We start from the raw sequence: 21851 nt of genomic DNA on the forward strand, positions 1-21851 counted from the left end.
CCGACAGCAGCCACACAACCGCAGGCCACACCCCAAGATCAACTTAAGCTACGCAGCATTGCGTCTAGGCCGAGTTTCGTCAGGCCACCGGTGAGTCGCAGGATGGTCAGGCCGTGGACGGTGAACCAGACAGGGTGTCGGCGCCGGTCAGGATCGGTGCCCGGCCGGCCAGACCGATCAGGGTGTCGCGGGCGGCGGCCTGTAGCTGCCGCACGTGCCCGTGGGTGAACGTACGCAGGAACGATCCGAGCGTCGACGGCGCGTACACGCTGCCGAACAGCGACCGCATGCCACCGTGCCGGGCGATGTCGAGGTCGTCGATGCTGTCCGCGCCCGCGAGCATCCCGGCCATGATCGTGGCGACCTTCCCGGCGGGGTTCGCGCCCTTGTCCGTCGGCAGCCGCACCCGGTCGGTGACCGCGTCATGCAGACCGGCCTGCTCGGCCAGGCGCATCACCGGAACGAGACCGGCACACGACACCAGATTCGGATCGTCGAACGTCGCGCGCACCACCGGCGCGTCCTGGCGTGTTCTCACCTGCGAGGTGCCCTTTCGAGCCGAACATAGAAGCTTCGCAAATCCTATCATTCCAGCTCAGAGGGCACCTTCTACCCTCGGGGCTTCGCCAACCCGGCCTTCATCGGTGGATCGAGGCTCAGGCAACTGCCGCCTGCCAAGCCCACTAACACGGACCCGCTGACCATGAATATTACTCATGTTCTGGTTGTGTGTTGACCAGCGCGGGTACCCTACCTACCGACAAGACTGGTTCTCTGACGAACACTCTAGCTGTCTCGGCCGAATTTCAGACCATCGACCAGGCAGCCTAATGGCTGCTCTGACCGGCAGTTACTTGACGGCGTACTGGTGCTGCTTATGCTGCATCGTGCAGATCGAGGGCTGGCGCGAGCTGTGATGCCATTGTACGCTCGTCGGAGCGGACAACCATAACTTATGCGTCAGTTCCGATTCGAGGAGATGAATGCTTGCGATGCATGCGGAGTATCGGGAATCTGCCCCATCGAACTGCTATAGGAGTGCAAGATTCGGAAGGCTCGTCGTTTGTATCCCGTGCCGATAGGTTAGGGCACGTCTTGATCGTCGCTCTATTTGCGGCATTTGTGATCCTAACTACCGCCTCGCTGGCGCAGGCCGCTACCTATTTCTATTACGCCAATGATACGCCCACCGCAGAGCTTCAGCACCGCTACTCGAGTGTGCGACCTTCAATTTCCGGCGGTATGGCCAGCTCTATGCTAGGTGGTGACGCCGGATCTGCGTACAACGTCATCGAGACGTACTATTCCTACCCTGGCTATCAGACCGTTGGTTATGCTTCTTCGGGAGGGACGGTCTACTTGTCGCATGCCCAGGTGGTGGATGCTTCACAGAAGTTTCATTGGGATTGGCCGATCGCAGGCGGAACGATTCCCGGGGAACTGGATCTGACCTGTGCCTCAAGAAATTGATCGTAAACCCTACGGGCAGTCACGAAATGATGGGAGTTTCGAGTGCGAGTTCCGGCTCTCGGCGTAACGGCTGGCGTCGCGGCATTGATCGTGATTTCGACTGCGCTTCCGGCGCTTGCCCAGGATGCGCCCCGCGTGGAAGTCGAGAGAATGTTGCCTATTCTGGCGCTTCCACAATCTGTGCAGGATCGTGTGCCGGAGGATGTCGACCTGGGTCATCTCGGCAACGTCTCACGAGAGTCGGTGCGATTTCTTGGCGAAGATGATATCGCGGATTACTGGGTGGGGCGCTCTGGAAACACGCAGGTGTGTTTGATCGTCAAGATTTCTGGAGGAAATGGTGTATCGGCTTCTGCATGTGCTTCCCTGACAGATTTTTACCGGACGGGACTCGGGCTCGGTGCTGGCGAAAGCGTGAACGGTTCTGAGGGCTCTATCGAAGCTTATTTACTGCCTGCGGACATCGATCCGATCGATCTTGGTGCTGCGCGCCACATGAAACAAGCTTGGCAAGGAAGGCCTGATGCTCACTTGCTGACTGTCCGACCTCAGGTCGGATCCAACTGGAAGGGGTCCGAAGTCGAGCGAGACAATGGAATCTCCTTCCGGTTTACCCCTATCTCATCCAAGGGGAGATGAGAAGTGATCCTCATGCTCGATACGCTCTCAAGGCGCGAATCCATTCGCGTCTAGGAGTGATCATTTTCCTATCTGCTGCGCTCTTGGGTATCGCTGCCCCTGTCGCACGTGCGGCGAGCTATCAGTACGCCGACGACATTTCTACTCCCGAGCTTCACCCTCGAACTTCTGGGCTTCGATCGAGTGTTACAGGCGGTAGGGTTGCTTCAAGTCTAGGAGTTGGAACTAGCACGGTCGTAACCTATCACGACTACCCTGGGTATACCGAGATTGCCTACGCTGTCGGCGATTCTCCGCACTTTGTCAGCCTCTATCATGGGCACACCACCAATGCCCATAGCAAGTGTTATTGGTACGCTGGCGGCGTAGGTGGTTCAGCTGAGCTGGACTGTTGGGTATTTTCCTAATTACATGGCCGAGGTCGTTCGTAATGATGGGTATAGGTAGCAAAAGGTGAAGGCTCTGGCGTGGGGAATTTGTGGATTAGCTCTTGGCGTGCTGTTTGTTTTTGTCGTCGGCATCCTTAGTGTCCAGGTAGCTGGGCTGCGAGCAGGTGCGGTCTTCGATCTGAACAATGTGGTAGTGGCGGTTACTTCTCCACGGGTTCCGTTCCTGCAGATCTTTGCAATCGCCACGCTTGGTGGTTTGGTCACGTACTCATTTGTCCTGGGTGTTCGCAAGCTTGTCCGACCCTCGTGGTTGGCGCTTGTTTCTGGATTTGCTGTTTCGGTTGTAGTGCTGATTTTCTGGTCTTTTGTTATTGCGCCTAGTGTAAGTGTGGGTCGCGACCTGCCTCTCGGGATATTGGAAGGGTGGGAGGGTTGGATACAGGAAGGAGGCATGAATCCAGCTGTGCATGTAGTCTTCTTGTTAGCACTCGGCTCTTTGTGGCAGTTTCGACGTGCCTTCCAGCATCCGCCCGCTGCTAACCGCAGCGAGGAGGCGCCGGAGGGCAGTCAGATCATTATTCCCCGGGATTCCGACGAGCCTGGTGGCGGCTGAAGGCTCCCCGTTGTGACCGGTCAGGTCAGTGGGCGGTAGGGGTTTGCCAGACGGTGGTGCGTGGCAACGGCACCTTACATCGACAACCATCGCGGTATCGCCCCAGCGGGCAGGCAGCCAGGGCAACACCGCGTGCAGGGCCGGCTCGCCCGCTGTCCCATACTCAGCGGCATGACGCTGACCGGTGGGCGGGCGCACCGCATCTACAGCGTCGTCGTGTTCATCGTGCTCGCCTCGCTGGACAACGTGGCGATCGGCCTGGTCCCGCCGCTGTACGGCAGCATCGCCGACACGTACGCCGTACCGGAGGGGGCGATCGGGGCGGTCACCGCCGCGACCTTCCTCGTCAGCGCGATCGCCGCGGTTGGCTGGGCGTACGTCGGCGACCGAGGCGACCGCAAACCGCTGCTGATGGCCGGTACGGTGATCTGGGGGCTCGGCGCGGTCGGTACTGCACTCGCGGGCAGCTATCCGCTGTTCTTCGCCGCGCAGCTGGTCGCCGCCGTCGGCCTCGGCGCGGTCGCCTCGGTCGGCTTCTCCGTGGTCAGCGACCTGATCACCCCCGGCCGGCGGGGCCTGGTGATGAGCTTCTGGGGGCTGTCGCAGGGCGTCGGCACGCTGGCCGGCACGCTGCTCGGCGGGCTGCTGGGGCACGCCGACTGGCGGCGGCCGTTCCTGGTGCTGGCCGCCGCCGGGCTGGCCGCCACGGTCGCGTACCTGTTCACCTACGACGTGCGGCGCGGGCAGAGTCAGCCGGAGCTGGCCGACCGGTTCGCCGCCGGCGGTGAGTACGAGCACCGGATCAGCCGGGCCGACCTGCCGACGATCGCCCGGCGGCGGACCAACGTCTGGCTGGTGGCGCAGGGGCTCACCGCCCAGGTCGCGTTCGGCTCGCTGGTCTGGCTGCCGGCGCTGTTTAGGGCCCGTGCCGAGGAGCAGGGCTACACCGCCGGTACGGCGATCATCGTCGGCAGCGTCTTCGCCACCCTGTTCCAGCTCGGCGGGGCGCTGTCCATCGTCGGTGGGCTGGTCGGGGACCGGCTGCAACGGCGTACCCCTCGGGGTCGGGCCCTGGTCGCGGCGGTCGGCATCCTCGCGGCGGTGCCGTTCTACCTGGTGTTGTTCTTCGTGCCGATGCGCATCGACGTGCCCGACGGTGCCGGTGCCGGTGCGGTCACCGCCGCCGTGCTGCGCGGGGTGCTCACCGAGCCGACGATCGGGCTGAGTTTCCTCACCGCGCTGCTCGCGTTGGCGTTGACGTCGGCGAACTCGCCGAACTGGTTCGCGTTGATCGCCGACGTCAACCCGCCGGAGCACCGGGGCACCGTCTACAGCCTCGGCAACCTGGTCAACGGGGTGGGGCGGGCGACCGGCAACGCGTTGCTGCCGGTCGCCCTGCGGGCGGTCGGCGGTGTCGTCCCACCGCCGTTGAACTACGCCGTCGGCCTGGCCGTGTTCCAGCTGTTCTTCATCCCGACCGGGATCATGTACTGGCTGGCGTCCCGTACCGCCCCGCGTGACATCGACGACGTGCACACCCTGCTCAGCGAACGCGCTGCCGGGCCCAGACGGTGACGTCGGTCGGGACCCGTCCGCTGCCGTTCAGCGGGCCGCTGGCGATCAGCGGTTCGGTGCCCGGCGGCAGGGACACCGGCTCGGCACCGAAGTTCGTCACCACGGTCACCTCGTCGACGCAGAAGGCGAGCACGTCCTCCGGTGACTCCAGCCACCGCAGCCGGCCGGCGCCGAGCCCGAGCTTGCGGCGCAGCCGCAACGCTGTCCGGTACAGCTCGTAGGTCGACCCCGGCACGTCGCGCTGCCGGTCGAGGGCGTACTCGGCCCACACCGGCGGCTGCGGCAGCCAGCTGGCGTCGGTCGGCCCGAACCCGTAGGACGGGCTGTCCGCCTCCCACGGGATCGGCACCCGGCAGCCGTCCCGGCCGCGCTCGGTGTGGTCGGTGCGCCGCCAGGTCGGGTCCTGCCGGACCTCGTCCGGCAGCGTGGTGTGCTCCGGCAGACCCAGCTCCTCACCCTGGTAGAGGTAGGCCGAGCCGGGCAGCGCCAGCATCAGCAGGGTGGCGGCGCGGGCCCGGCGCAGCCCGAGCGCGGTGTCCGGCTGCGGGTCGTTCGCGCCGATGCCGCGCGGCCGGGCCGCGCCGATCGGCAGCGCCAGCCGGGTGGCGTGGCGCAGCACGTCATGGTTGGACAACACCCAGGTGGTGGGCGCGCCGACGGCTTCGGTGGCGGCCAACGACCGTTCGATCACCGTACGCTGCGCCTCGGAGGTCCACGCCGCCTCCAGGTACTCGAAGTTGAACGCCTGGTGCATCTCGTCCGGCCGGACGTACGCGGCGAGCCGCTCCGCCGGCTGCACCCACGCCTCGGCGACCAGGATCTGCTGCCCGGGGTACTCGTCCAGCACCGACCGCCACTGCCGGTAGATCTCGTGTACGCCGTCCTGGTCCCACATCGGCGGCCGGGGCTGGTCGACGTGATTGCCGGAGGTGGTCTCCTCCGGGTAGTGCCAGTCGGCCAGGTCGGCCTGCTTGACCAGGCCGTGCGCCACGTCGACCCGGAAGCCGTCGACGCCCCGGTCCAGCCAGAACCGCAGGATGGCCACGAACTCGTCGCGGACCTGCGTCGAGTCCCAGTTGAGGTCGGGCTGGCCGGCATCGAACAGGTGCAGGTACCACTGGCCCGGCGTACCGTCCGGGTTGTCGACCCTGGTCCAGGCCGGGCCGCCGAAGACGGACCGCCAGCTGTTCGGCGGCTGGTCCCCATCTGGGCCGCGGCCGTCGCGGAGAATGTACCGGTCCCGGGCCGGGCTGCCCGCCTCGGCGCCGAGCGCCTCGACGAACCAGGGGTGTGCCGACGACGTGTGGTTCGGCACCAGGTCGACGATCACTCGCAGCCCCCGGTCGTGGGCCTCGGCGATCAGCCGGTCGGCGTCGGCGAGCCGGCCGAAGATCGGGTCGACGTCGCGGTAGTCGGCCACGTCGTAGCCGGCGTCGGCCTGCGGCGACGGGTAGAACGGTGACAGCCAGATCGCGTCGACGCCGAGGGCGACGAGATAGTCCAGCCGGGCGATCACGCCGGGCAGGTCACCGATGCCGTCGCCGTCGGAGTCGGCGAACGACCGCGGGTAGATCTGGTAGATGACCGCCTGCCGCCACCAGTCGATGCCGGCACCGTCACCGGTACGGGCCCCGGCACCGTCACGGGTACGGGTCGATGGCGTGTTCACCAGTGTGCTCCTCAACTCAGCTCGGTTGGCGGGCTAACCCGCAGCCAGGAACGCCCTGGCCGCCGGGTCAGCGGTGCCTCGTACGTGGGTCTACCAGGTCGGCCGGTGCGGTCACCCGGTTTCCCGGGGTGGCGCGGTCGACTCGCGGACCACCAGTCGGGTGGGCAGGGTCACCGTGTCGGTCGGCGTGGCGGCGGCGGGCGGCGTGCCGGCTGCGAGCGGGTTGGGCGGCGTTTCGGCTGCGAGTGGGCCGAGTAGCGTGCCGGCGGCCAGTCGGCCCTGCTCGGCGGCGGGTTGGGCGACGGTGGTCAGCCCGACCACCCGGGCCACGTCGTGGTCGTCGATGCCGATCACGCTGACGTCCGCCGGCACCCGCAGTCCGGCCTGTCGCAGAACTGCGATGGCGCCGAGCGCCATCTCGTCGCAGGCGGCGAAGATCGCGGTCGGCACCGGGCCACGGCGCAGCAGTTCGGCGGTGGCCAGTCCGCCGCCGGCGATGGTGAAATCGCCCTCCAGGTCCAGTGCCGGGTCCGGGGTGAGGCCGGCCGTGACCAGCGCTTCCCGGTAGCCGCGGCGGCGGTCCAGGTGGGCGGTGAAGGCCAGTTCCTCGCCGGAGTTGCCGGAGATGTGGGCGATCCGCCGGTGCCCGAGCCCGATCAGGTGGCCGGTGGCGGTCCGGGCGGCGGCCACGTCGTCGATCCGGATGCTGGGCCAGCCGGGTACGCCGGTGCCGGAGCTGACCGTGACCCCCGGCATGCCCAACGCGGAGATGGCGGCAAAGTCGGACCGGTGCAGCGGGGTGGCGACCAGCATCAACGCGTCCACCCGGTGGCGCAGGCTGGCGGTGTGCAGCATCCGCTGCCGGGCGTTCTCCCGCCCGCCGAGGTTGTACAGCAGCAGGTCGTAGCCGGCTTCCTGCAGCGTGTCCTCGGCGGCTTCGACGACGGTGCTGAAGAACCAGCGGGTGATCCGGGGCACCACGACCGCGACGGCCCGGGTCTTGCCGCCGGCCAGCCGTGACGCGCTGGGCGAGGCGATGTATCCGAGTTGCGCGGCGGCGTCGAGCACCCGTAGCCGGGTCGCCTCGGTGACCGTCGGCAGGCCCCGGAGGGCCCGCGAGACGGTCGCCGTGGAGACCCCGGCCAGCCGGGCGACGTCGTCGATTCTGGTCATGGATCATCACCTCGCCCGCGTGGTCGCGGCCGGCGTCGCCCCGTGGTCAGCCCTTGACGCTGCCGGCCAGCAGCCCTCGGACGAAGTACCGCTGCAGGGAGAGGAAGACGATCAACGGCACGATGATCGAGACGAAGGCGCCCGAGGTCAGGCGTTGCCATTGATCACCTCGGGTGCCGGCGAGTTCGGCCAGCCGTACCGTCAGTGGCGCCACCCGACTCTCGCCGCCCGCGAAGATCAACGCGACGAGCAGGTCGTTCCAGACCCAGAGGAACTGGAAGATGCCAAACGCGGCCAGCGCCGGTGCGATCAGCGGCAGCACGATGGTCCGGAAGATCTTCGGGTGGCTGGCCCCGTCGACCCGGGCCGCCTCCATCAGGTCCTTGGGCAGCTGCGACACGAAGTTGTGCAGCAGGAACACCCCCAGCGGCAGGGCGAAACAGGTGTGCGCGAACCAGACCTGGACGTAGCGTTCGTAGCTGTCCAGTCCCCACGGTGGGGTGATGGTGACGCCGCCGATCGTGGTGCCCTGCGAGAAGAACCGCAGCAACGGCACCAGCGCCATCTGCAGCGGCACGATCTGCAGCGCGAAGATGCAGATGTAGATCAGGTCCCGGCCGCGGAAGTTGATCCAGGCCAGCGCGTACGCGGCCAGTGCCGCGAAGGCCAGCGGGAACAGCACTGACGGGATGGTGATCACCAGCGAGTTGACGAAGTAGCTGGACAACTGCCCGGACGACGAGGACCGGCCGAACAGCACGTCCTGGTAGTTCTGCAGGGTGACCTGCGGGTCGGTGAAGAAGGTCCACCAACCGGTGGTCCGGATCTCCTCGGCCGGTCGGAACGAGGAGACGAACAGACCGAACGTCGGGATGGTCCAGATCACCGCGATGACGATCGCGACGATCGTCGCCGTCGGAGTGTTGAGCCGCTTGCGGACCCGGCCGACCCGGGTACGGGGCCGTTCCTCCCCGCTGCTGGCCGGAGCGGCCACGGGGGGCGTGGTGGTGGTCACGGGTGTCACACCTCCCGCTGCTTGCGCAGGTTACGGATCTGGTAGATGACGATCGGGATGACCAGCACGAACAGGAACACCGCCAGGGCCGAGCCGTAGCCGTTCTGGCCGTAGCGGAACGCCTGGTTGTACATCTCGTTGGCGATCACACCGGTGTCGTAGTTGCCGTTGGTCATCGTCCGGACGATGTCGAAGACCTTCAGGGTGGCGATCGAGATGGTCACCACCACGACGATCAGCGCCGGGCGGATGCTCGGCATGGTGACCCGCCAGAACATCTGCCAGGCGTTCACCCCGTCGAGGCGGGCGGCTTCGATGATGTCGGCTGGAATCGCCTTGATCGCGGCGGAGAGCACCACCATCGCGAACCCGGCCTGGATCCAGATCATCACCACGATCAGCAGCAGCGTGTTCAGCGGGGCGTTGAGCTGCAGCCAGCGCTGCGGCTCGAAGCCGAACAGGGTGACCAGGTAGTTGAGCAGGCCGTACTGCTCCTGTTCGCCGCCCCGGTACGCGTAGACGAACCGCCAGATGATGCTGGCGCCGACGAAGGAGATCGCCATCGGCATGAAGACCAGCGACTTGGCCAGCGCCTCGAACCGGGCCTTGTCCACCATGATCGCGTAGAGCAGGCCGATCGCGGTCGCCACCGTCGGCACCAGGATCACCCAGATCAGGGTGTTGGTCAGCACCTGGATGATCTCGTCCTGGGAGAACATCCACCGGTAGTTCTCCAGACCGACCCAGTTCTCGCTACGTCCGTCCATGAACGACAGGACGGTGGTGCGCAGCGCCGGGATGACCAGCCCGATGCCGAGTAGCAGCAGGGCCGGCAGCAGAAAGAACAGGCCGAACAGGCCTTCGCCGCCGCGCCGAGGGCGGCCGACCGGCACCGATGCGCCGCCGCCGGCACCACCGCCGGCGCCGGCCGCGATCAGTCGCTGCTCCCGTCGGCGGGCGAACCAGCTCGGCACCGCGTCGAGCAACAGCAGCATGCCGCCGACGATCACCACGAACGCGATCAGGCCGTACAGCAGCATCAACAGCTTCGGGTACTGCTCAGCGAAGTCGAAGTACATCCGCCCTCCCAACGGATCGTCGACCGGAGCCAGCTATGGTGCGGCCGGCCCACCCCCGGTGTGCTCGTGGGTGGGCCGGCCGCGTGGTGTCAGCTGGTCGGCCAGGAGCCTTCGATGTAGTCGAGGGTCTCTTCGGTGTTCTGGCCGCTGAGCCAGTCCACCATGCCGCGCCAGAAGGTGCCCGCGCCGACCGCGGCCGGCATCAGGTCCGATCCGTCGAAGCGGAACGTGGTGTTCTCGTCCTGCAGGATCTCCACGGAGAGCCGGTCGATCGGGTTCTCCACGTTGGCGATGTCCAGCCCGCTGTTGGCCGACACCCAGTTGCCGAGCGAGGCCCGGCTGTTGGCGTACTCCGGCGAGGCCAGGTAGGTCTGCACCGCCTGGACCTCGGGCCGGTCGGCGAAGGCCACGGTGAACTCGCCACCGCCGAGGACCGGCTGGCCGGCGCTCGGGTCGTTGGTCGGGAAGTAGAACGCGAAGACGTCGCCGTCCTCGGCCACCTCGGTGCCCTCCGGCCACTGGTTGGCGTAGAAGCTGGCCTGCCGGTGCAGCGCGCAGTCACCGTCGAGGATCGGGGTGCCGGCATCCTGGAACGAGGTCGCGGTGATGCTGTCGACGCCACCGAAGCCGCCGTTGACGTACTCCTCGTTCTTGAGGATCGAGCCGGCCTGGTCGACGGCCTCGGCGACCCGCGGGTCGTTGAACGGGATGTCGTGGGTGGTCCACTGGTCGTAGACCTCCGGCGTCTGGGTCCGGAGCATGATGTCCTCGATCCAGTCGGTGGCCGGCCAGCCGGTGGCGTCACCGGACTCGACCCCGACGCACCACGGCTTGGTGCCGGTGGCGGCGACCTCGTCGCTGAGCGCGATCAGCTCGTCCCAGGTCTCCGGCACGGTCCAGCCGTTGTCGGCGAACATGCTCGGCGAGTACCAGACGAAGGACTTGACGTTGGAGCCGAGCGGGGCGCCGTAGAAGGTGCCGTCGACCGTGCCGTACGCCAGCCAGTCCTCGCTGTAGTTGGCCTCGGCCATCGCCTTGGTCCCGTCGGAGGCGGCCTGCAGCTGGCCGGCCTCGGCGAACCGGCCGAGCAGGCCGGGCTGCGGGATGAAGGCGATGTCCGGCGGGTTGCCGCCGTCGACCCGCACCTGCAGCTGGGCTTCGAACTCGCCACTGCCCTCGTAGCGGATGTCGATGCCGGTGCAGTCGACGAACTCGCTCCAGGACTGCTCGAGCAGGTCCGCCTCGGCGTCACGGATCGAGGCGTAGATCGTCACCTCGGTGCCGTCGTTGCCCTGGTAGTCACTGTATGGGGCGCATTCCTCGGACTCCGGGTCTGCGCTGGTGCCGCTGTCGGAAACACACGCCGTCGAGGCGAGGGCCAGCCCGAGCACGCTGGCGAGCGCGAAGGCCTGGCGTGGTCTGGTGAAGACCGCCATGGAGCGTTCTCCCTTCCTAGCCGGCGGGCCCCGCGTCCCCGCGATCGGGCTGCGCCGGTCGGTTGCTGTCTGGGCGTCTTCACATGTAAGCGCTTGCAATGGAAGCGCGTCCAGTCCTGACCAGCTACGAGCCAGTAACGATTCGGAAACCTTGACCCGCTACTCAGCTGTTGAGCTGCCAGATGGACAGGTTCAGCGCGGCGGCGAAGGTGACCCAGCCCCAGTACGGGACCATCAGCAGAGCGGCCGGTCGCCAGACCCGCCAGAACAGCACCACGGTGGCGCCGACGAGCAGCCAGAGGAGCACGATCTCAGCGAACGCCAGACCGTACCGGCCGGCGGCGAAGAACAGCGGTGTCCAGGCGGCGTTGAGCACCAGCTGGGCCAGCCAACTGGCGATCGCCAGGCCGGCACCGGCCCGTCGCCAGACGGTGAACCCGGCGACGGCGATCAGCACGTACAGGATGGTCCAAACCGGGCTGAACAGCCAGGACGGCGGTGCCCAGGACGGCTGGACCAGTTCGGCGTACCGGGAACCGGCGTCGCGGGCGGCGAACGCCCCGACCGCCGCAGCCGCCGCCACCAGGCCGAGGAACACCGGTAGACCCCACCACGAGCGCATGGCAACTCCAGGGAACAGCAAATTGGGGAGCGCGTAGCGACTCCAGGGAAACAACAGGTCAGGCCGGGGCCGCCGGCACCGGTCCGCAATAGGGAGGAGCGGGCCGGTCCGGCGGCGCCGGCAGGCTCGGGGTAGATGTGGTCAGGTCGATGTCGGTTGAGGGGGCCGGGGGTACGCCCGGCACCGTCAAGCGAACAGACTCACGCCACCGGGACCGACGAGCAGCCCGACGACGATCAGCACGATGCCCCAGAGCAGTTGCCGACGGAACAGCGCGAGAACGCCGGCGACGACCAGGACGACTGCGAGAATCCAGAGAAGTAGCTCCATGGCCGCTGAATACCCTTGCGACCGGCGACGGAAACCTGCACCAGTCTGGTCAAGCGACCGACCCGGCGAGCGAATACACGCTGTACGCCTGTTTGATCACCGGATGGGCGACGTTACGGACCCGAACCCCACCGGGGGTGGTGCCCCGTTCGCTGCCGAAGTGGGCGTGGCCGTGCACCGCGAGGTCGGTCGGTGCCGCGTCGATCGCCTCGGCAAGCAGGTAGGAGCCGAGGAACGGGTAGATCTCGGGCGGCTCGCCGGCTAGTGTCTCCGGCACCGGCGAATAGTGGGTCAGCGCCACCCGTACGTCGCAGTCCAGCCCGACCAGCGCCGCCTGTAGCCGATCTGCGGCGTCCGCCGTGGTGGCGACGAACGCCTTCATCTCCGGCTCGCCGAACCGGCTCGCGCACCGCCCGGCGAACCCGCCCCCGAACCCCTTGACCCCGGCCACCCCGAGCCGGCCGCCGGGGCAGTCCACCACCACGCCGTCGCCGTCGAGCACCGTGACCCCGGCGTCGCTGAGTATCCCGACCAGCTGCGGCACCTGGTCACAGTGGTGGTCGTGGTTGCCGAGCACCGCCACCACCGGGACCGCCAGACCGCCGAACTCGTCGGCCACGCACCGCGCCTCCGACTCCGTGCCGTGCCGGGTCAGGTCGCCGGCCAGCAGCAGGACGTCGGCCCGGTCACCGAGCTGCGCCAACGCTGGGCGGAACCGGCCCAGCACGTCGCTGTCCATGTGCACGTCTCCGACGGCCGCGACGCGGATCACGACAGCTCCTCCGCCTCGGTCGGCACGGTGGTGCGACTGACGACGATGTCGACGATCAGGCGTACGCCGGGGAAGCGCTCGGCCACCAGCCGGACGATCTCCGCCCGCCGGTGGGCGCTCTCGACCTCGCCGCACAGCACCAGGCTGTGGTCCCGGCGAGAGACGCCCACCCCCTGCTCGGCGGTGTCGGCGTGCTCGCTGAGCAGCCGCTGCACCGCCGCCTCGGTGTAGCCGTCGAGCCGGTCCGGCCCGGTCTGTCGCGTCGACTGCCCCGATATCCGGGTCATTGCCCCACCTCCTGGCTGTCGTCGGGTGCCCGTCGGTGGCATACCCGTTCCCGGCCGGTTCGTGCGTGCGGGCACGGCGCGTGACAGTGGGCGAGCGGGGTGACGACGTGCACGTGCTCGCTACCGTTGGGAAAGTGCTCGTCACAGTGACCCATGCGCCACCGTCACCATCAGAGTCACCGTCCCGGCCCGCGTCCCGCCCGCCGTCGCCCGTACAGTCCACGTCGTCAGCCGCGTCGCCATGCCCGCCACCGGACCCCGCAGGGAGCACAGTGGATGCCGATCCGGCCTGGTCGCCGCCGGCCGGGCTGCGACGGATCGCGTTGGTGGGCATCGACGGGGTCGGCAAGACCACTCAGGCACACCTGCTGGCCGAGGCGCTGACCGCCGCCGGCCGGCCCGCCCGGTACTGGCGCAACGCCGGCGGTCGACGCTGGCTCGACCGGTTGGCGGTCCGGATCGGCCGCCCGGACGCCCGACGGATGGTCGGCCGTGGCGGGCTGATGTTCCTCGAGGCGTTGCTGCGCTGGCTCGCGATCGCCCGGTCGGTGCTCGGCTCACGCCGGGCGATCGCGGTGATGGACCGGTACGCGGTCTGCCAGTACGCCAGCATCCGCACCCACGGCGCAGGCCACTGGGAGCGGCCCGCCCGGCTGGCCTACCGGGTGTTTCCCCAACCGGACGTGACGTTCCTACTCTTGCTGCCGCCCGCCGAAGCGGCCCGGCGGATCGACGCCCGGGGCACCGACCACGAGTCGCTGGAGTTCCTGGCGACCAGCGCGGCCGCATACGGGTCGCTGCCGGAGGCCGCCGGGTTCGTGGTCATCGACGCCCGGGGCACGGCCGCCCAGGTCGCCGCAGTGATCCGGCAGCGGCTGACCGAATGGCGGCCGGACGACGGCCGTCCAGCCGGCGCCTCGTGGCGGCCGGATCCAGACGATTCGCGTGCGTCGTGACCCGCAGGCCGGTGTCTGTCGGGTGGTGATGAACCGTGCACCCCGCTCGGGCCGTACTCCTGGCCAGGACCAACCGACCGGCGTTGGCCAGGACCAACCGACCGGGCGGGCAGTGACGAGGATCGCAGGAGGGGTAGTGACGGGAATCGCTGCGCCCCTGCCCGGTGTCGTGGTGTGCTGGGAGTCTGCCACGCCCCGCCGACCTGAGTGCATCGGGCAGTCGGCCGGCCCGACGCAGCGTGGCGATCGAGGAGCCTGGCAGGAAACGCCAATCCCGCTCACAGCAATTATTCAGGCAATCGTGTCAGCTTCGACTCACGAGACGGAATCTCTGACGCGTCTCATCTGTTGTGCAGGTGTCGGCGCCATACGGCGGGCCTGCCACATCAGGTTCGCCGGATCGGAGGCGGACGTGACGGGGGAGAGGCTGATGGAGATGCGCATCGCAGGTGACAGGGCACGACGTGGGGTTAACGAGGGGACCGTGAGCAACGTGGAGAAGACGATGGCTTTGCGGACCGACGAGGTCGCCGAGGAGCGGGACCTCGTTGGCGTCTACCTGCATGAGATCTCCCGCACGCCGCTGCTCGACGCGGCCCGGGAAGTCGACCTCTCCAAGGCGATCGAGGCCGGTCTGTACGCGGAGCACCTGCTGGAGCAGGGCGTGCCGCGGGCCGGGGTGAGCCGCGAGGAGCTGGAGCGGCTGGTCGTCGAGGGTGAACGGGCCAAGGACCTGTTCATCCGGGCCAACCTGCGTCTGGTGGTGTCGATCGCCCGCCGCTACGTCCGGTCCGGGATGCCGATGCTGGACCTGATCCAGGAGGGCAACACCGGTCTGGTCCGCGCGGTGGAGAAGTTCGACTACGAGCGTGGTTTCAAGTTCTCCACCTACGCGACCTGGTGGATTCGGCAGGCCATCAGCCGGGCGATCGCCCAGCAGGAGCGGACCGTACGGCTTCCGGTGCACCTGGTCGAGGACGTCAACCGGATGCGCAACGTGGCCCGCCAGTTGACCCGGGAGCTCGGTTCGGACCCGGAGCCGGAGCAGATCGCCGCCTCGCTCGGCGTGCCGGTCGAGCGGGTGCACGAGCTGGTGCGGTGGTCGCAGGACACGGTGTCGCTGGACACCCCGGTCGGCGACGACGGCGACACCAACCTGGGCGACCTGGTGGCCGACAGCGACGCACCGTCGCCGGAGGACATCGTGCTCACCGGTTTGGAGCGGCAGCGGATCGAGGGCCTGCTCAACCACCTGGACGACCGGTCCGCCGGCATCATGCGGGCCCGGTACGGCTTGGAGGACGGGCGGGAGCACTCGCTGACCGAGGTCGCTTCGCGCTTCTCACTGTCCCGGGAGCGCATCCGTCAGCTGGAGATCCAGGCGCTGGGCCGGCTGCGGGAGCTGGCCCGGGCGGAAGGGCTGCAGGCGGCCTGACGAATCGGCTGCAGGCGACCTGATCCGCCGATGAACTGACAACCCACCGACGAACTGCCGACGGCCCGGCATCCGCCTTGCGGATGCCGGGCCGTCGGCAGTGTCGCGCGAGCGACCGGGTCAGCGGACCCGGCCGTAGCCGTACGGCGGCATCATGTCCACGCTGGCCAGCTCGACGGTACGGCCGAAGGTGGGTGCGTGGATCACCTGGCCGCCGCCCACGTACAGGCCGACGTGGGCGAGACCGTTGTAGAACACCAGGTCACCGGGCTGCAGTGCGCCACGGTCGATCTTCGCGACCACGTCCCACTGCATCGCCGCGTTGTGCGGCAGGCTCTTGCCGGCGGTACGCCACGCGGCAAGCGTCAGGCCCGAGCAGTCGTAACCGTTCGGGCCGCTGGCAGCCCAGACGTACGGCTTGCCGATGGCTCCGTACGCGAACTCGACGACCGAGCCGGCGGCACCGGACACCGACGGGACGGTTCCGGTGTACGACGAGCCGGTCTCGCTCGCGGCACCGTAGGCCCGTTCCCGCTTGTCCATCAGCTCGTCGATGTCCGCTTCGATGCTCTTCTTGCGGTCGGCGAGCTCCTTGACCTGGGCGTCCTGCTTCTTCAGTGCCGCCTGCAGCTTCTCCTGCTCGGCCAGGTAGGTCAGTTGGGTGCTGGTGAACTCGCTGAGCCGCTGCTGCCGGTCCCGGGCCAGGTGGTCCAGGGTGCCGAGCCGGTGGATAAAGCTGCCGGAGGTGCCGTCGAGCAGGGCGCTCGCGGTGCTCAACCCGCCGGTCTTGTACGCGTTGACCGCGATCTGACCGACCTCGGTCTGCGCTGCCGCGAGTTCGGCCTGCAGCGGGCCGAGCTTGGCGTCGATCTCCTCGGCCGCCGCCCGGGTGGCCTTGGCCTCCTCCCTGAGCCGGTTGTACGACTCGACGACCTTGGCCAGCTCTTCGGATTCCTCGTCGATCTGCTGCGTGAGTTCGCTGACCGTCGGCTGGGCGGTCGCGGCGGTCGCCGGTACCACCAGGCCGAGGCTTACGCCGGCCAGCATCAGGGTGCGCAGCAGAATCCGCGCTGTTGACAAGAACGCAGAACCCTTCTTCCTCGCCGCCTACCGGGTTAGCTGACGGATTCGGGCGGGAAGTTCGCCCTACCGCGGTGAACCGCGGATTCACCCCAGTTGCCGATGGGTCCCCGGATCGCAACCGTGAGATCACTGTTTGTAACGTCAGATAATCTCAGGACGGCGATTCGGCGGCACTGGACCGGCGTCACCGCTTCCCGGCGACTGGTGACCGGACCAGCTGGTCCAACTTAGCCGCAAGGTTGCGACGCGGAAAGTGCTGCGATCGTGATCCGTGGCATGGAACTGGCCGGAGCCCGTTGACAGTTACTGGATGTGACGGTTGGCTGCTCTGGGCAACATTCCTGTTGTCTTCGCGTGACCGGTTGACTCCGGCGCGTCGTCATTGGACAGCGTCTGATCAATTGCGAATAATGCGTCATTAGTCGGTCTGTGCGGTTGTCGTCAGTAAGCTATCCGGATGAATAGCCGCAAAAGGTCTGATTCGCCATCCAGGACGCGGCCTGCCGTACGTCATTCTGCTAGGTGGCAGAATGACCACCTTCCATCGAGTAGCTAGCTGTTTGCACAATGGACCCGCAAGGTCAGCGCCGCACGAGCCCTTCGGAGGCAGCTATGCGTGCTACTCGCCAGACCCCACCCCGACGCGGTTCCCCGGTGCCCGCCCAGTCCGGCTCCAGTGTCGGACGGACCTTCTACCGGCAGCCCGGCATCTGCGTGACCGGTGAATGGTTCGTCGTGGCCGGCCGGCGTTTCGCCGTCCGCGACCTCACCGAACTCCGGACCGCGCGAGGCGCCCGCGACCGGCTCACCGGCCGGGTGATCGCGGTGACCGCCCTGACCCTGGCGGCGGTCGCGGTGACCGTCGGCTACACCCGCGGGTTGGACGAGGTCAGCGCGGGTGTCTACCTCGCCATGCTGGCGGCTGCGTTCGTGCCGGTGGCGGTCGCCTGGCTCGGCGACCGGTTGCGGCCGCGGGCGTACGAACTATGGGGCCGTCACCAGGGACTGCTGTTGCTGCTGTTCAGCACCGACGACGAACGCCAGTACGGCCAGGTGAGCCGGGCGTTGATGCGGGCTCGGGAGATCTCCCGGCTGGCCGGTCTGTCCGAGCCGGTCACCATCGAGCCGTGGGTGCCCGACCAGCGGTGAGCGGGCCCGGCCGCCGTCGCGGTCGTCGGCGGGCTGGTCGACGTCGATCAGCCCGCGTCCGGCCCGTCCAGCCGCCGGGCGAGGTCGTGCAGCATCGCCACCGAGTCGGCTGGCGACAGGGATTCCGCCCGTAGTCGGTCGAAGACATGCTGGTACGGCCGGACCTCGTCGGCCCGGTCGATGACCTCCTCGACCAGAGCGCTCTCCACGTACACCACGTCAGCGTCGGCCTGGTCGGCGAAGTGCAGGATGACGAACGGCCCGAGCACCGTGTTGCTTCCGGCGGCGAACGGCAGCACCCGGACCGTGACATGAGGCGCCGCTGACATCTTCGCCACATGCTGGAGCTGCTCGCGCAGCACCCGCGGGCCGCCGGTCATCCGGCGCAGCGCAGCCTCGTCGATGATCACCTCGATCTGCGGCGGATCGGCGCCGAAGAGCACCTCGTGCTGGCGGGCCAGCCGGATCTGCACCCGCCCTTCGATCTCGGCCGCCGGTACATGGTGCGGGCCGTCGGCCGGGATCACCGCGCGGGCGTACTCCTCGGTCTGCAGCAGGCCGGGGAAGCTGATTGGCTGAAAGTACCGCAGTGCCGACGCTTCCGCCTCCAGCCCGATGTAGGCCGCGTAGGCGGCCGGCACCCGATCCTTGTAGCCGCTCCACCAGGCGCGCCGTCGTGCCGCCCGGGCCAGCTCGACGAGCTCCTGCACCTGCTGCTGGTCGCGTACGCCGTACAGGTCCAGCAAAGCCTTGACGTCGTTGGTCGAGATGCTGACCGAACCCGACTCGATCCGGATCAGCTTCGACAGCGACCAGTCCATTTGAGCGGCGACGTAGTCCTGGGTCAGCGCGGCGGCATCGCGTGCCCGGCGTAGCGCCGCACGCAGCCGGCGACGCCCGATGGTCGGGCCCTGGTGTCGGGCAGGCATGGGAACGCTCCGGGGGGGTGCCTTGCAGAGTGCCACCTGGCTGGTTGCCACCCTGTTGCACGCTACACCGCCGCCGTCAGGTCTGCTAAGGACGGCCGGCCCTCCGCATGGTCCGAACGGCGGTTTCACCGGGTTTTCGCGGTGTCGCCCAGTCGCGTCGGCAAGATCGGGGACTGATACAGTCCGCCCGATTGCCTGCGTGCTCTGATGGCAAATTTACCGATTTATCCTTATTAAGGAGTCTAGGTGACTGTGATCAGCACTGCCGGTCCGGCGTGGCGTAAGAGCCGCCGCTGCGAGGCGACGACCTGCGTCGAGGTAGCCGAGATCGGCTCGGCGGTCGGGGTGCGCAACTCCACCGACCCCGGAGTGCACCTGGAATTCTCGGCAGCAGCCTGGTCGGCATTCGTCGCCGGGCTGTCCGGTGCGCCGACCAGCTCCGGCGGCCACACGATGGGTTGATCCGACGCCGCACGAGGCTCGGCTCCCCGGCCGCCGACAACGTCGGCCGTACGCCCCGGCCGGGTCGGCCCGACGACGGTGCCGGCCCGGCCGGGGCACCGTCAACCGGTCACCGCCCGCCCGGTCTCAGCCGGTGAACACCTTGTCCGGCTCGGTACGCGGTTGCTCGCTCGCCCAGCGGCTGACCACCCGCTCGGCGTAGAACGACACGAACGGCACCGTCCCGGCCAGCATGATCGCCAGGATCCGGCCGAGTGACCAGTTGGCCCGCCGGGCCAGGTCGAACGCGGCGACCAGATAGACCATGTAGAGGAACCCGTGCGCCGGCCCGACCGTCTCGACCACGATGGCCCGGTCGAACAGGTACTTCAACGGCATGCCGATCACCATCAGCAGGATCAGCACCACGCCGACCACGTACGCGATCAGCCGGTACCGGGTGAGTGCGCCTGACACTGTCGTCCGTCCCTTTCTCTTCCGGTCAGCCCGGGTAGTCGCCGGCCCTGGCGTGCGGATTCGCGTTCAGCCAGGCCAGGTAGTTGTTGTAGGCGGACAACTCCGGGTCGTCCGGGCCGGGGGCGGCGGTCACGCCAGGGGCAGACCGGACCCGTACCGGTCGGCCGAACGTCTCCTCCCGCGATGGTGCGTTCTTTGGTGTGCCGTTCCTCGGCGAGTCGTTGTCCGGTGTGTCGTTGTCCGGGCCAGGTACCGCCCGGTGGGCCTGCCGTATCTCACGGACCCAGATAAACACCACGAACGCTGCGAAAACCGGCCATTCCACCGCGTATGCCCAGCTCAGCGTGTTGCCGGCGGCGGCCCGGCTGATCTGCCACCAGCCGAGCGCGAGGAAGCCCACCACCAGCGCCACCGCCGCCAGGTGCCGCAGGATCCACACCGGGGTCCACAGCTGCCGCATGCAGGGAAGCGTACCGGCCGCCCGTCGGCTTCTCCGACGAGCCGTCGTAGTCAGATGCGTGGCCGCCCGGAAACCGCCGCCCGGTGTTTGCCGCCGACCGGCCGGGGAACCCTACGACGGTAATGCCTCGTCGACTCCCCGGAGGCTGGAGATGACGGATTCAGCGCGGTACGGCAGCTACTCCCCGGCGGCGGCCGGTCGGCCCTTCGAGCCCCGCCCGGACCATCCGCCCGGTGCCACCCCAACCTGGTCGGCGCCGCCCGGACCGGGAGCCGAGACGTGGGTCGACAGGGTCGACGACACCGGGATCGACCCGGTCGAGCTGGCCGACGACGAACTGCTCCGCGAGATCGGTAGCCTGCACCGGACCCGGCTGGACACGCTGCGGCACGGCACCGACGCGGCGCTGGCCAACCATCTGCACCGCACCGCCGACCTGGAGACCGAGTACCTTACCCGGCACCCGGGCCGAGAGGTCGATGCCGCCCGGTTGCGGCACGGGGAGTAGGTCGTGCCCGCGTACGCCGAACGCGGTGTCTCCGCGCCCCCTGAGGTGGCGTTCGGCACCGCGACCGACCCCGACCGCAGGGCCGCCTGGTTGCCGGGGCCGCTGCGCCAGGTGCCGGCGGAACCAGTCCACGGCGACCACCTGCAGGCCCGGTGGGCGACGGCGGGCGGCCCGTGGACGGCTGTTGTGCAGGTGTACCCGGTGCAGGCGGGCGGTGCAATGCTCCGCCTGGAGCTGGACTCCGACCTGCCGCACGAACAACTGACTCGGCTCGCCGACGAGACGCTGACCAGCCTGGTCCGGGCGGTCACCGACAACCTCAACGCCGGTTGACGGTCAGCCCGCAACGCCGGCTGACCGTCAGCCCGCAACGCCGGTTGCTTGTCAGTCGGCGGTGAACCCGGGCTTCTCCATCCCGGACCAGCCGCGAGGCGTCTCCGGCTCACGGTCCCGGTCGGTCCCTTCGATGATGTCGTGGGAGACCGCCGTGTCGTCGTGCTCGCCGGCGAAGTCCGGGTCGTCCTCGGGTGGCTGGCCGTCCGGGGTCTGGCCGAGTACGGCGGCCGGCCGGTTCTGGTGTTCGTCCATCGGTGATCAGGCACCTTCCGTAGATGAATGCAGGACCTCTTCCGCCTCGTCCTGGGCGTATTCGCCTTCCGGCAGAGCATTGATCCTGGTCAGCAGGTGAGCGGGCAGCTCGGCGGCGACCGCCCGGCGGGCGATCTCGGCCCGGCTCACCCGTTCCTTGCCGAGGTAGATGTCGTCGAGCAGTGCGTACAGCTCGGCACGGGACGTCTCATCGGTCACCTCCGCCTGCTACCCCGCCCGCGGCACGGCAAACGACGCCCCACGCACCGACCGGACCGCCGGGTTCATCCTGCCGACCGTCGGCGTTCCGCCCTCTCGGTCCGATCCGGGCACCTACGCTCGGGCCAGGAGGTGGACTCATGATCGGTACCATCTTGTGGGCGCTCGTCGCTGGCGCGATCATCGGCGCTCTGGGACGTCTGCTGCTACCCGGCCGGCAAAACATCTCTGTCTGGCTGACCATCGGCGTCGGAATTGCCGCCGCCCTGCTCGGCGGGGTGATTGCCGCCTGGCTGGGCATCGGCGAGACCGCCGGGATCGACTGGCTGCGACACGCGATCCAGGTCGCGCTGGCGGTGTTCTTCGTCTGGATCGCCGCGCGGGTGGCCGGCCACCGGCCGACCGACGCCCCGGGGCGCGCGACCCGGTGACCCGACGCCCCCGGTGCCCTGGCCACCCGCTGACTCCGCCCCGGGGCAGGCCGGTGCGCCGGCTGCGGCCTGGCTCCGCAGCCTGGCCGCAGCCGAGCGCGGCAGG

At 68.4% G+C, this 21851-nt stretch carries 26 protein-coding genes, 1 pseudogene and 1 riboswitch; of the genes and pseudogenes, 11 read left to right on the forward strand and 16 right to left on the reverse strand.

Translation table 11 applies throughout. From position 1 onward, the window contains the following. Window positions 1-136 precede the first annotated feature (136 nt). Window positions 137-538 (reverse strand): annotated as a pseudogene (locus ACFHW1_RS14790) (IS1380 family transposase); the annotation flags it as partial. 557 nt (window positions 539-1095) lie between these two features. Between ACFHW1_RS14790 and ACFHW1_RS14795 the strand changes: the two are divergent. The 4 genes from ACFHW1_RS14795 (at window position 1096) to ACFHW1_RS14810 (ending at window position 4686) form a co-directional block, all read left to right on the forward strand. After that, a complete protein-coding gene (locus tag ACFHW1_RS14795) occupies window positions 1096-1470 on the forward strand; it encodes a hypothetical protein (protein WP_416615620.1) in 375 nt (124 codons plus the stop codon). A 42-nt stretch (window positions 1471-1512) separates the two neighbouring features. Beyond that, a complete protein-coding gene (locus ACFHW1_RS14800; protein ID WP_416592267.1) occupies window positions 1513-2109 on the forward strand; it encodes a hypothetical protein in 597 nt (198 codons plus the stop codon). A gap of 453 nt (window positions 2110-2562) precedes the next feature. After that, on the forward strand, window positions 2563-3111 hold the full coding sequence (locus ACFHW1_RS14805) for a hypothetical protein (protein ID WP_416553543.1): 549 nt from the start codon (window positions 2563-2565) through the stop codon (window positions 3109-3111). 171 nt (window positions 3112-3282) lie between these two features. After that, window positions 3283-4686 carry an MFS transporter gene (locus ACFHW1_RS14810; protein ID WP_416553545.1) on the forward strand — a complete coding sequence of 468 codons (1404 nt, stop codon included), beginning with the start codon at window positions 3283-3285 and terminating at the stop codon, window positions 4684-4686. Here ACFHW1_RS14810 and ACFHW1_RS14815 read toward each other — a convergent pair. The 9 genes from ACFHW1_RS14815 to ACFHW1_RS14855 form a co-directional block, all read right to left on the reverse strand. After that, window positions 4655-6355 carry a glycoside hydrolase family 13 protein gene (locus ACFHW1_RS14815; RefSeq protein ID WP_416615621.1) on the reverse strand — a complete coding sequence of 567 codons (1701 nt, stop codon included), beginning with the start codon at window positions 6353-6355 and terminating at the stop codon, window positions 4655-4657. The two genes, ACFHW1_RS14810 and ACFHW1_RS14815, sit on opposite strands and share 32 nt — an antisense overlap. Before the next feature lie 111 nt (window positions 6356-6466). Then, a complete protein-coding gene (locus ACFHW1_RS14820) occupies window positions 6467-7528 on the reverse strand; it encodes a LacI family DNA-binding transcriptional regulator (RefSeq protein ID WP_416553549.1) in 1062 nt (353 codons plus the stop codon). A 46-nt stretch (window positions 7529-7574) separates the two neighbouring features. After that, window positions 7575-8543: a carbohydrate ABC transporter permease gene (locus tag ACFHW1_RS14825; RefSeq protein WP_416553551.1), complete on the reverse strand. Its 969-nt coding sequence runs from the start codon at window positions 8541-8543 to the stop codon at window positions 7575-7577. Window positions 8544-8548: 5 nt separating this feature from the next. Then, a complete protein-coding gene (locus tag ACFHW1_RS14830) occupies window positions 8549-9622 on the reverse strand; it encodes a carbohydrate ABC transporter permease (RefSeq protein ID WP_416553553.1) in 1074 nt (357 codons plus the stop codon). 89 nt (window positions 9623-9711) lie between these two features. Beyond that, a complete protein-coding gene (locus ACFHW1_RS14835) occupies window positions 9712-11058 on the reverse strand; it encodes an ABC transporter substrate-binding protein (protein WP_416553555.1) in 1347 nt (448 codons plus the stop codon). 163 nt (window positions 11059-11221) lie between these two features. Then, window positions 11222-11680, reverse strand: coding sequence for a TspO/MBR family protein (locus tag ACFHW1_RS14840; protein ID WP_416553557.1), 459 nt, complete (start codon window positions 11678-11680; stop codon window positions 11222-11224). 186 nt (window positions 11681-11866) lie between these two features. Beyond that, window positions 11867-12010: a GPGG-motif small membrane protein gene (locus ACFHW1_RS14845; RefSeq protein ID WP_199757467.1), complete on the reverse strand. Its 144-nt coding sequence runs from the start codon at window positions 12008-12010 to the stop codon at window positions 11867-11869. Between the two features lie 49 nt (window positions 12011-12059). Continuing rightward, the gene (locus ACFHW1_RS14850; protein WP_416553773.1) at window positions 12060-12749 is read right to left on the reverse strand and encodes a metallophosphoesterase family protein; all 690 of its coding nucleotides are present in this window, start codon (window positions 12747-12749) and stop codon (window positions 12060-12062) included. Between the two features lie 29 nt (window positions 12750-12778). Then, a complete protein-coding gene (locus ACFHW1_RS14855) occupies window positions 12779-13069 on the reverse strand; it encodes a hypothetical protein (RefSeq protein ID WP_416553559.1) in 291 nt (96 codons plus the stop codon). Window positions 13070-13341: 272 nt separating this feature from the next. On the opposite strand from ACFHW1_RS14855, the gene ACFHW1_RS14860 reads away from it, so the two are divergent. Both ACFHW1_RS14860 and ACFHW1_RS14865 read left to right on the forward strand, forming a co-directional pair. Next, complete coding sequence (locus ACFHW1_RS14860) at window positions 13342-14025, forward strand: dTMP kinase (protein WP_416553561.1); 684 nt, start codon at window positions 13342-13344, stop codon at window positions 14023-14025. A gap of 442 nt (window positions 14026-14467) precedes the next feature. Next, on the forward strand, window positions 14468-15460 hold the full coding sequence (locus ACFHW1_RS14865) for a sigma-70 family RNA polymerase sigma factor (RefSeq protein WP_416553775.1): 993 nt from the start codon (window positions 14468-14470) through the stop codon (window positions 15458-15460). A 120-nt stretch (window positions 15461-15580) separates the two neighbouring features. On the opposite strand, the gene ACFHW1_RS14870 is transcribed toward ACFHW1_RS14865, so the two are convergent. Beyond that, window positions 15581-16540 carry an NlpC/P60 family protein gene (locus ACFHW1_RS14870; RefSeq protein WP_416553563.1) on the reverse strand — a complete coding sequence of 320 codons (960 nt, stop codon included), beginning with the start codon at window positions 16538-16540 and terminating at the stop codon, window positions 15581-15583. Between the two features lie 10 nt (window positions 16541-16550). Then, window positions 16551-16682, reverse strand: a riboswitch (cyclic di-AMP (ydaO/yuaA leader). 473 nt (window positions 16683-17155) lie between these two features. On the opposite strand from ACFHW1_RS14870, the gene ACFHW1_RS14875 reads away from it, so the two are divergent. After that, the gene (locus tag ACFHW1_RS14875) at window positions 17156-17692 is read left to right on the forward strand and encodes a DUF6232 family protein (RefSeq protein WP_416553565.1); all 537 of its coding nucleotides are present in this window, start codon (window positions 17156-17158) and stop codon (window positions 17690-17692) included. A gap of 47 nt (window positions 17693-17739) precedes the next feature. On the opposite strand, the gene ACFHW1_RS14880 is transcribed toward ACFHW1_RS14875, so the two are convergent. Next, the gene (locus tag ACFHW1_RS14880; protein ID WP_416553567.1) at window positions 17740-18621 is read right to left on the reverse strand and encodes a helix-turn-helix domain-containing protein; all 882 of its coding nucleotides are present in this window, start codon (window positions 18619-18621) and stop codon (window positions 17740-17742) included. 246 nt (window positions 18622-18867) lie between these two features. On the opposite strand from ACFHW1_RS14880, the gene ACFHW1_RS14885 reads away from it, so the two are divergent. Next, window positions 18868-19083, forward strand: coding sequence for a DUF397 domain-containing protein (locus tag ACFHW1_RS14885; RefSeq protein ID WP_416553569.1), 216 nt, complete (start codon window positions 18868-18870; stop codon window positions 19081-19083). A 126-nt stretch (window positions 19084-19209) separates the two neighbouring features. Here ACFHW1_RS14885 and ACFHW1_RS14890 read toward each other — a convergent pair whose 3' ends face one another. After that, entirely contained in the window at window positions 19210-19539 is a 330-nt protein-coding gene (locus tag ACFHW1_RS14890; protein WP_416553571.1) for a DUF3817 domain-containing protein, read from the reverse strand. Between the two features lie 25 nt (window positions 19540-19564). Further along, window positions 19565-19999 carry a hypothetical protein gene (locus ACFHW1_RS14895; RefSeq protein ID WP_416553573.1) on the reverse strand — a complete coding sequence of 145 codons (435 nt, stop codon included), beginning with the start codon at window positions 19997-19999 and terminating at the stop codon, window positions 19565-19567. 151 nt (window positions 20000-20150) lie between these two features. Between ACFHW1_RS14895 and ACFHW1_RS14900 the strand changes: the two genes are divergently transcribed. Next, the gene (locus ACFHW1_RS14900) at window positions 20151-20507 is read left to right on the forward strand and encodes a DUF6158 family protein (protein ID WP_416553575.1); all 357 of its coding nucleotides are present in this window, start codon (window positions 20151-20153) and stop codon (window positions 20505-20507) included. A gap of 3 nt (window positions 20508-20510) precedes the next feature. Then, window positions 20511-20840: a hypothetical protein gene (locus ACFHW1_RS14905; protein WP_416553577.1), complete on the forward strand. Its 330-nt coding sequence runs from the start codon at window positions 20511-20513 to the stop codon at window positions 20838-20840. Window positions 20841-20891: 51 nt separating this feature from the next. Here the strand turns inward: ACFHW1_RS14905 and ACFHW1_RS14910 are convergent, their stop codons facing one another. Together ACFHW1_RS14910 and ACFHW1_RS14915 are read right to left on the reverse strand one after the other, a co-directional pair. Beyond that, window positions 20892-21095, reverse strand: a complete 204-nt coding sequence (locus tag ACFHW1_RS14910; RefSeq protein WP_416615622.1) for a hypothetical protein — start codon at window positions 21093-21095, stop codon at window positions 20892-20894. A 6-nt stretch (window positions 21096-21101) separates the two neighbouring features. Then, window positions 21102-21314, reverse strand: a complete 213-nt coding sequence (locus ACFHW1_RS14915) for a hypothetical protein (protein WP_278167595.1) — start codon at window positions 21312-21314, stop codon at window positions 21102-21104. Window positions 21315-21454: 140 nt separating this feature from the next. On the opposite strand from ACFHW1_RS14915, the gene ACFHW1_RS14920 reads away from it, so the two are divergent. Continuing rightward, complete coding sequence (locus tag ACFHW1_RS14920; protein ID WP_123600346.1) at window positions 21455-21745, forward strand: GlsB/YeaQ/YmgE family stress response membrane protein; 291 nt, start codon at window positions 21455-21457, stop codon at window positions 21743-21745. Window positions 21746-21851: the final 106 nt, after the last annotated feature.

Source organism: Micromonospora sp. LOL_014, assembly GCF_048060245.1.
GTDB lineage: Bacteria > Actinomycetota > Actinomycetes > Mycobacteriales > Micromonosporaceae > Micromonospora_E.

Coding starts and splice junctions, on each gene's coding strand:
- ACFHW1_RS14810 (WP_416553545.1), top strand. CDS start 3,283: ATGACGCTGACCGGTGGGCGGGCGCACCGCATCTACAGCGTCGTCGTG.
- ACFHW1_RS14820 (WP_416553549.1), bottom strand. CDS start 7,528: ATGACCAGAATCGACGACGTCGCCCGGCTGGCCGGGGTCTCCACGGCG.
- ACFHW1_RS14830 (WP_416553553.1), bottom strand. CDS start 9,622: ATGTACTTCGACTTCGCTGAGCAGTACCCGAAGCTGTTGATGCTGCTG.
- ACFHW1_RS14835 (WP_416553555.1), bottom strand. CDS start 11,058: ATGGCGGTCTTCACCAGACCACGCCAGGCCTTCGCGCTCGCCAGCGTG.
- ACFHW1_RS14840 (WP_416553557.1), bottom strand. CDS start 11,680: ATGCGCTCGTGGTGGGGTCTACCGGTGTTCCTCGGCCTGGTGGCGGCG.
- ACFHW1_RS14845 (WP_199757467.1), bottom strand. CDS start 12,010: ATGGAGCTACTTCTCTGGATTCTCGCAGTCGTCCTGGTCGTCGCCGGC.
- ACFHW1_RS14850 (WP_416553773.1), bottom strand. CDS start 12,749: ATGGACAGCGACGTGCTGGGCCGGTTCCGCCCAGCGTTGGCGCAGCTC.
- ACFHW1_RS14855 (WP_416553559.1), bottom strand. CDS start 13,069: ATGACCCGGATATCGGGGCAGTCGACGCGACAGACCGGGCCGGACCGG.
- ACFHW1_RS14875 (WP_416553565.1), top strand. CDS start 17,156: ATGCGTGCTACTCGCCAGACCCCACCCCGACGCGGTTCCCCGGTGCCC.
- ACFHW1_RS14880 (WP_416553567.1), bottom strand. CDS start 18,621: ATGCCTGCCCGACACCAGGGCCCGACCATCGGGCGTCGCCGGCTGCGT.
- ACFHW1_RS14895 (WP_416553573.1), bottom strand. CDS start 19,999: ATGCGGCAGCTGTGGACCCCGGTGTGGATCCTGCGGCACCTGGCGGCG.
- ACFHW1_RS14900 (WP_416553575.1), top strand. CDS start 20,151: ATGACGGATTCAGCGCGGTACGGCAGCTACTCCCCGGCGGCGGCCGGT.
- ACFHW1_RS14910 (WP_416615622.1), bottom strand. CDS start 21,095: ATGGACGAACACCAGAACCGGCCGGCCGCCGTACTCGGCCAGACCCCG.
- ACFHW1_RS14920 (WP_123600346.1), top strand. CDS start 21,455: ATGATCGGTACCATCTTGTGGGCGCTCGTCGCTGGCGCGATCATCGGC.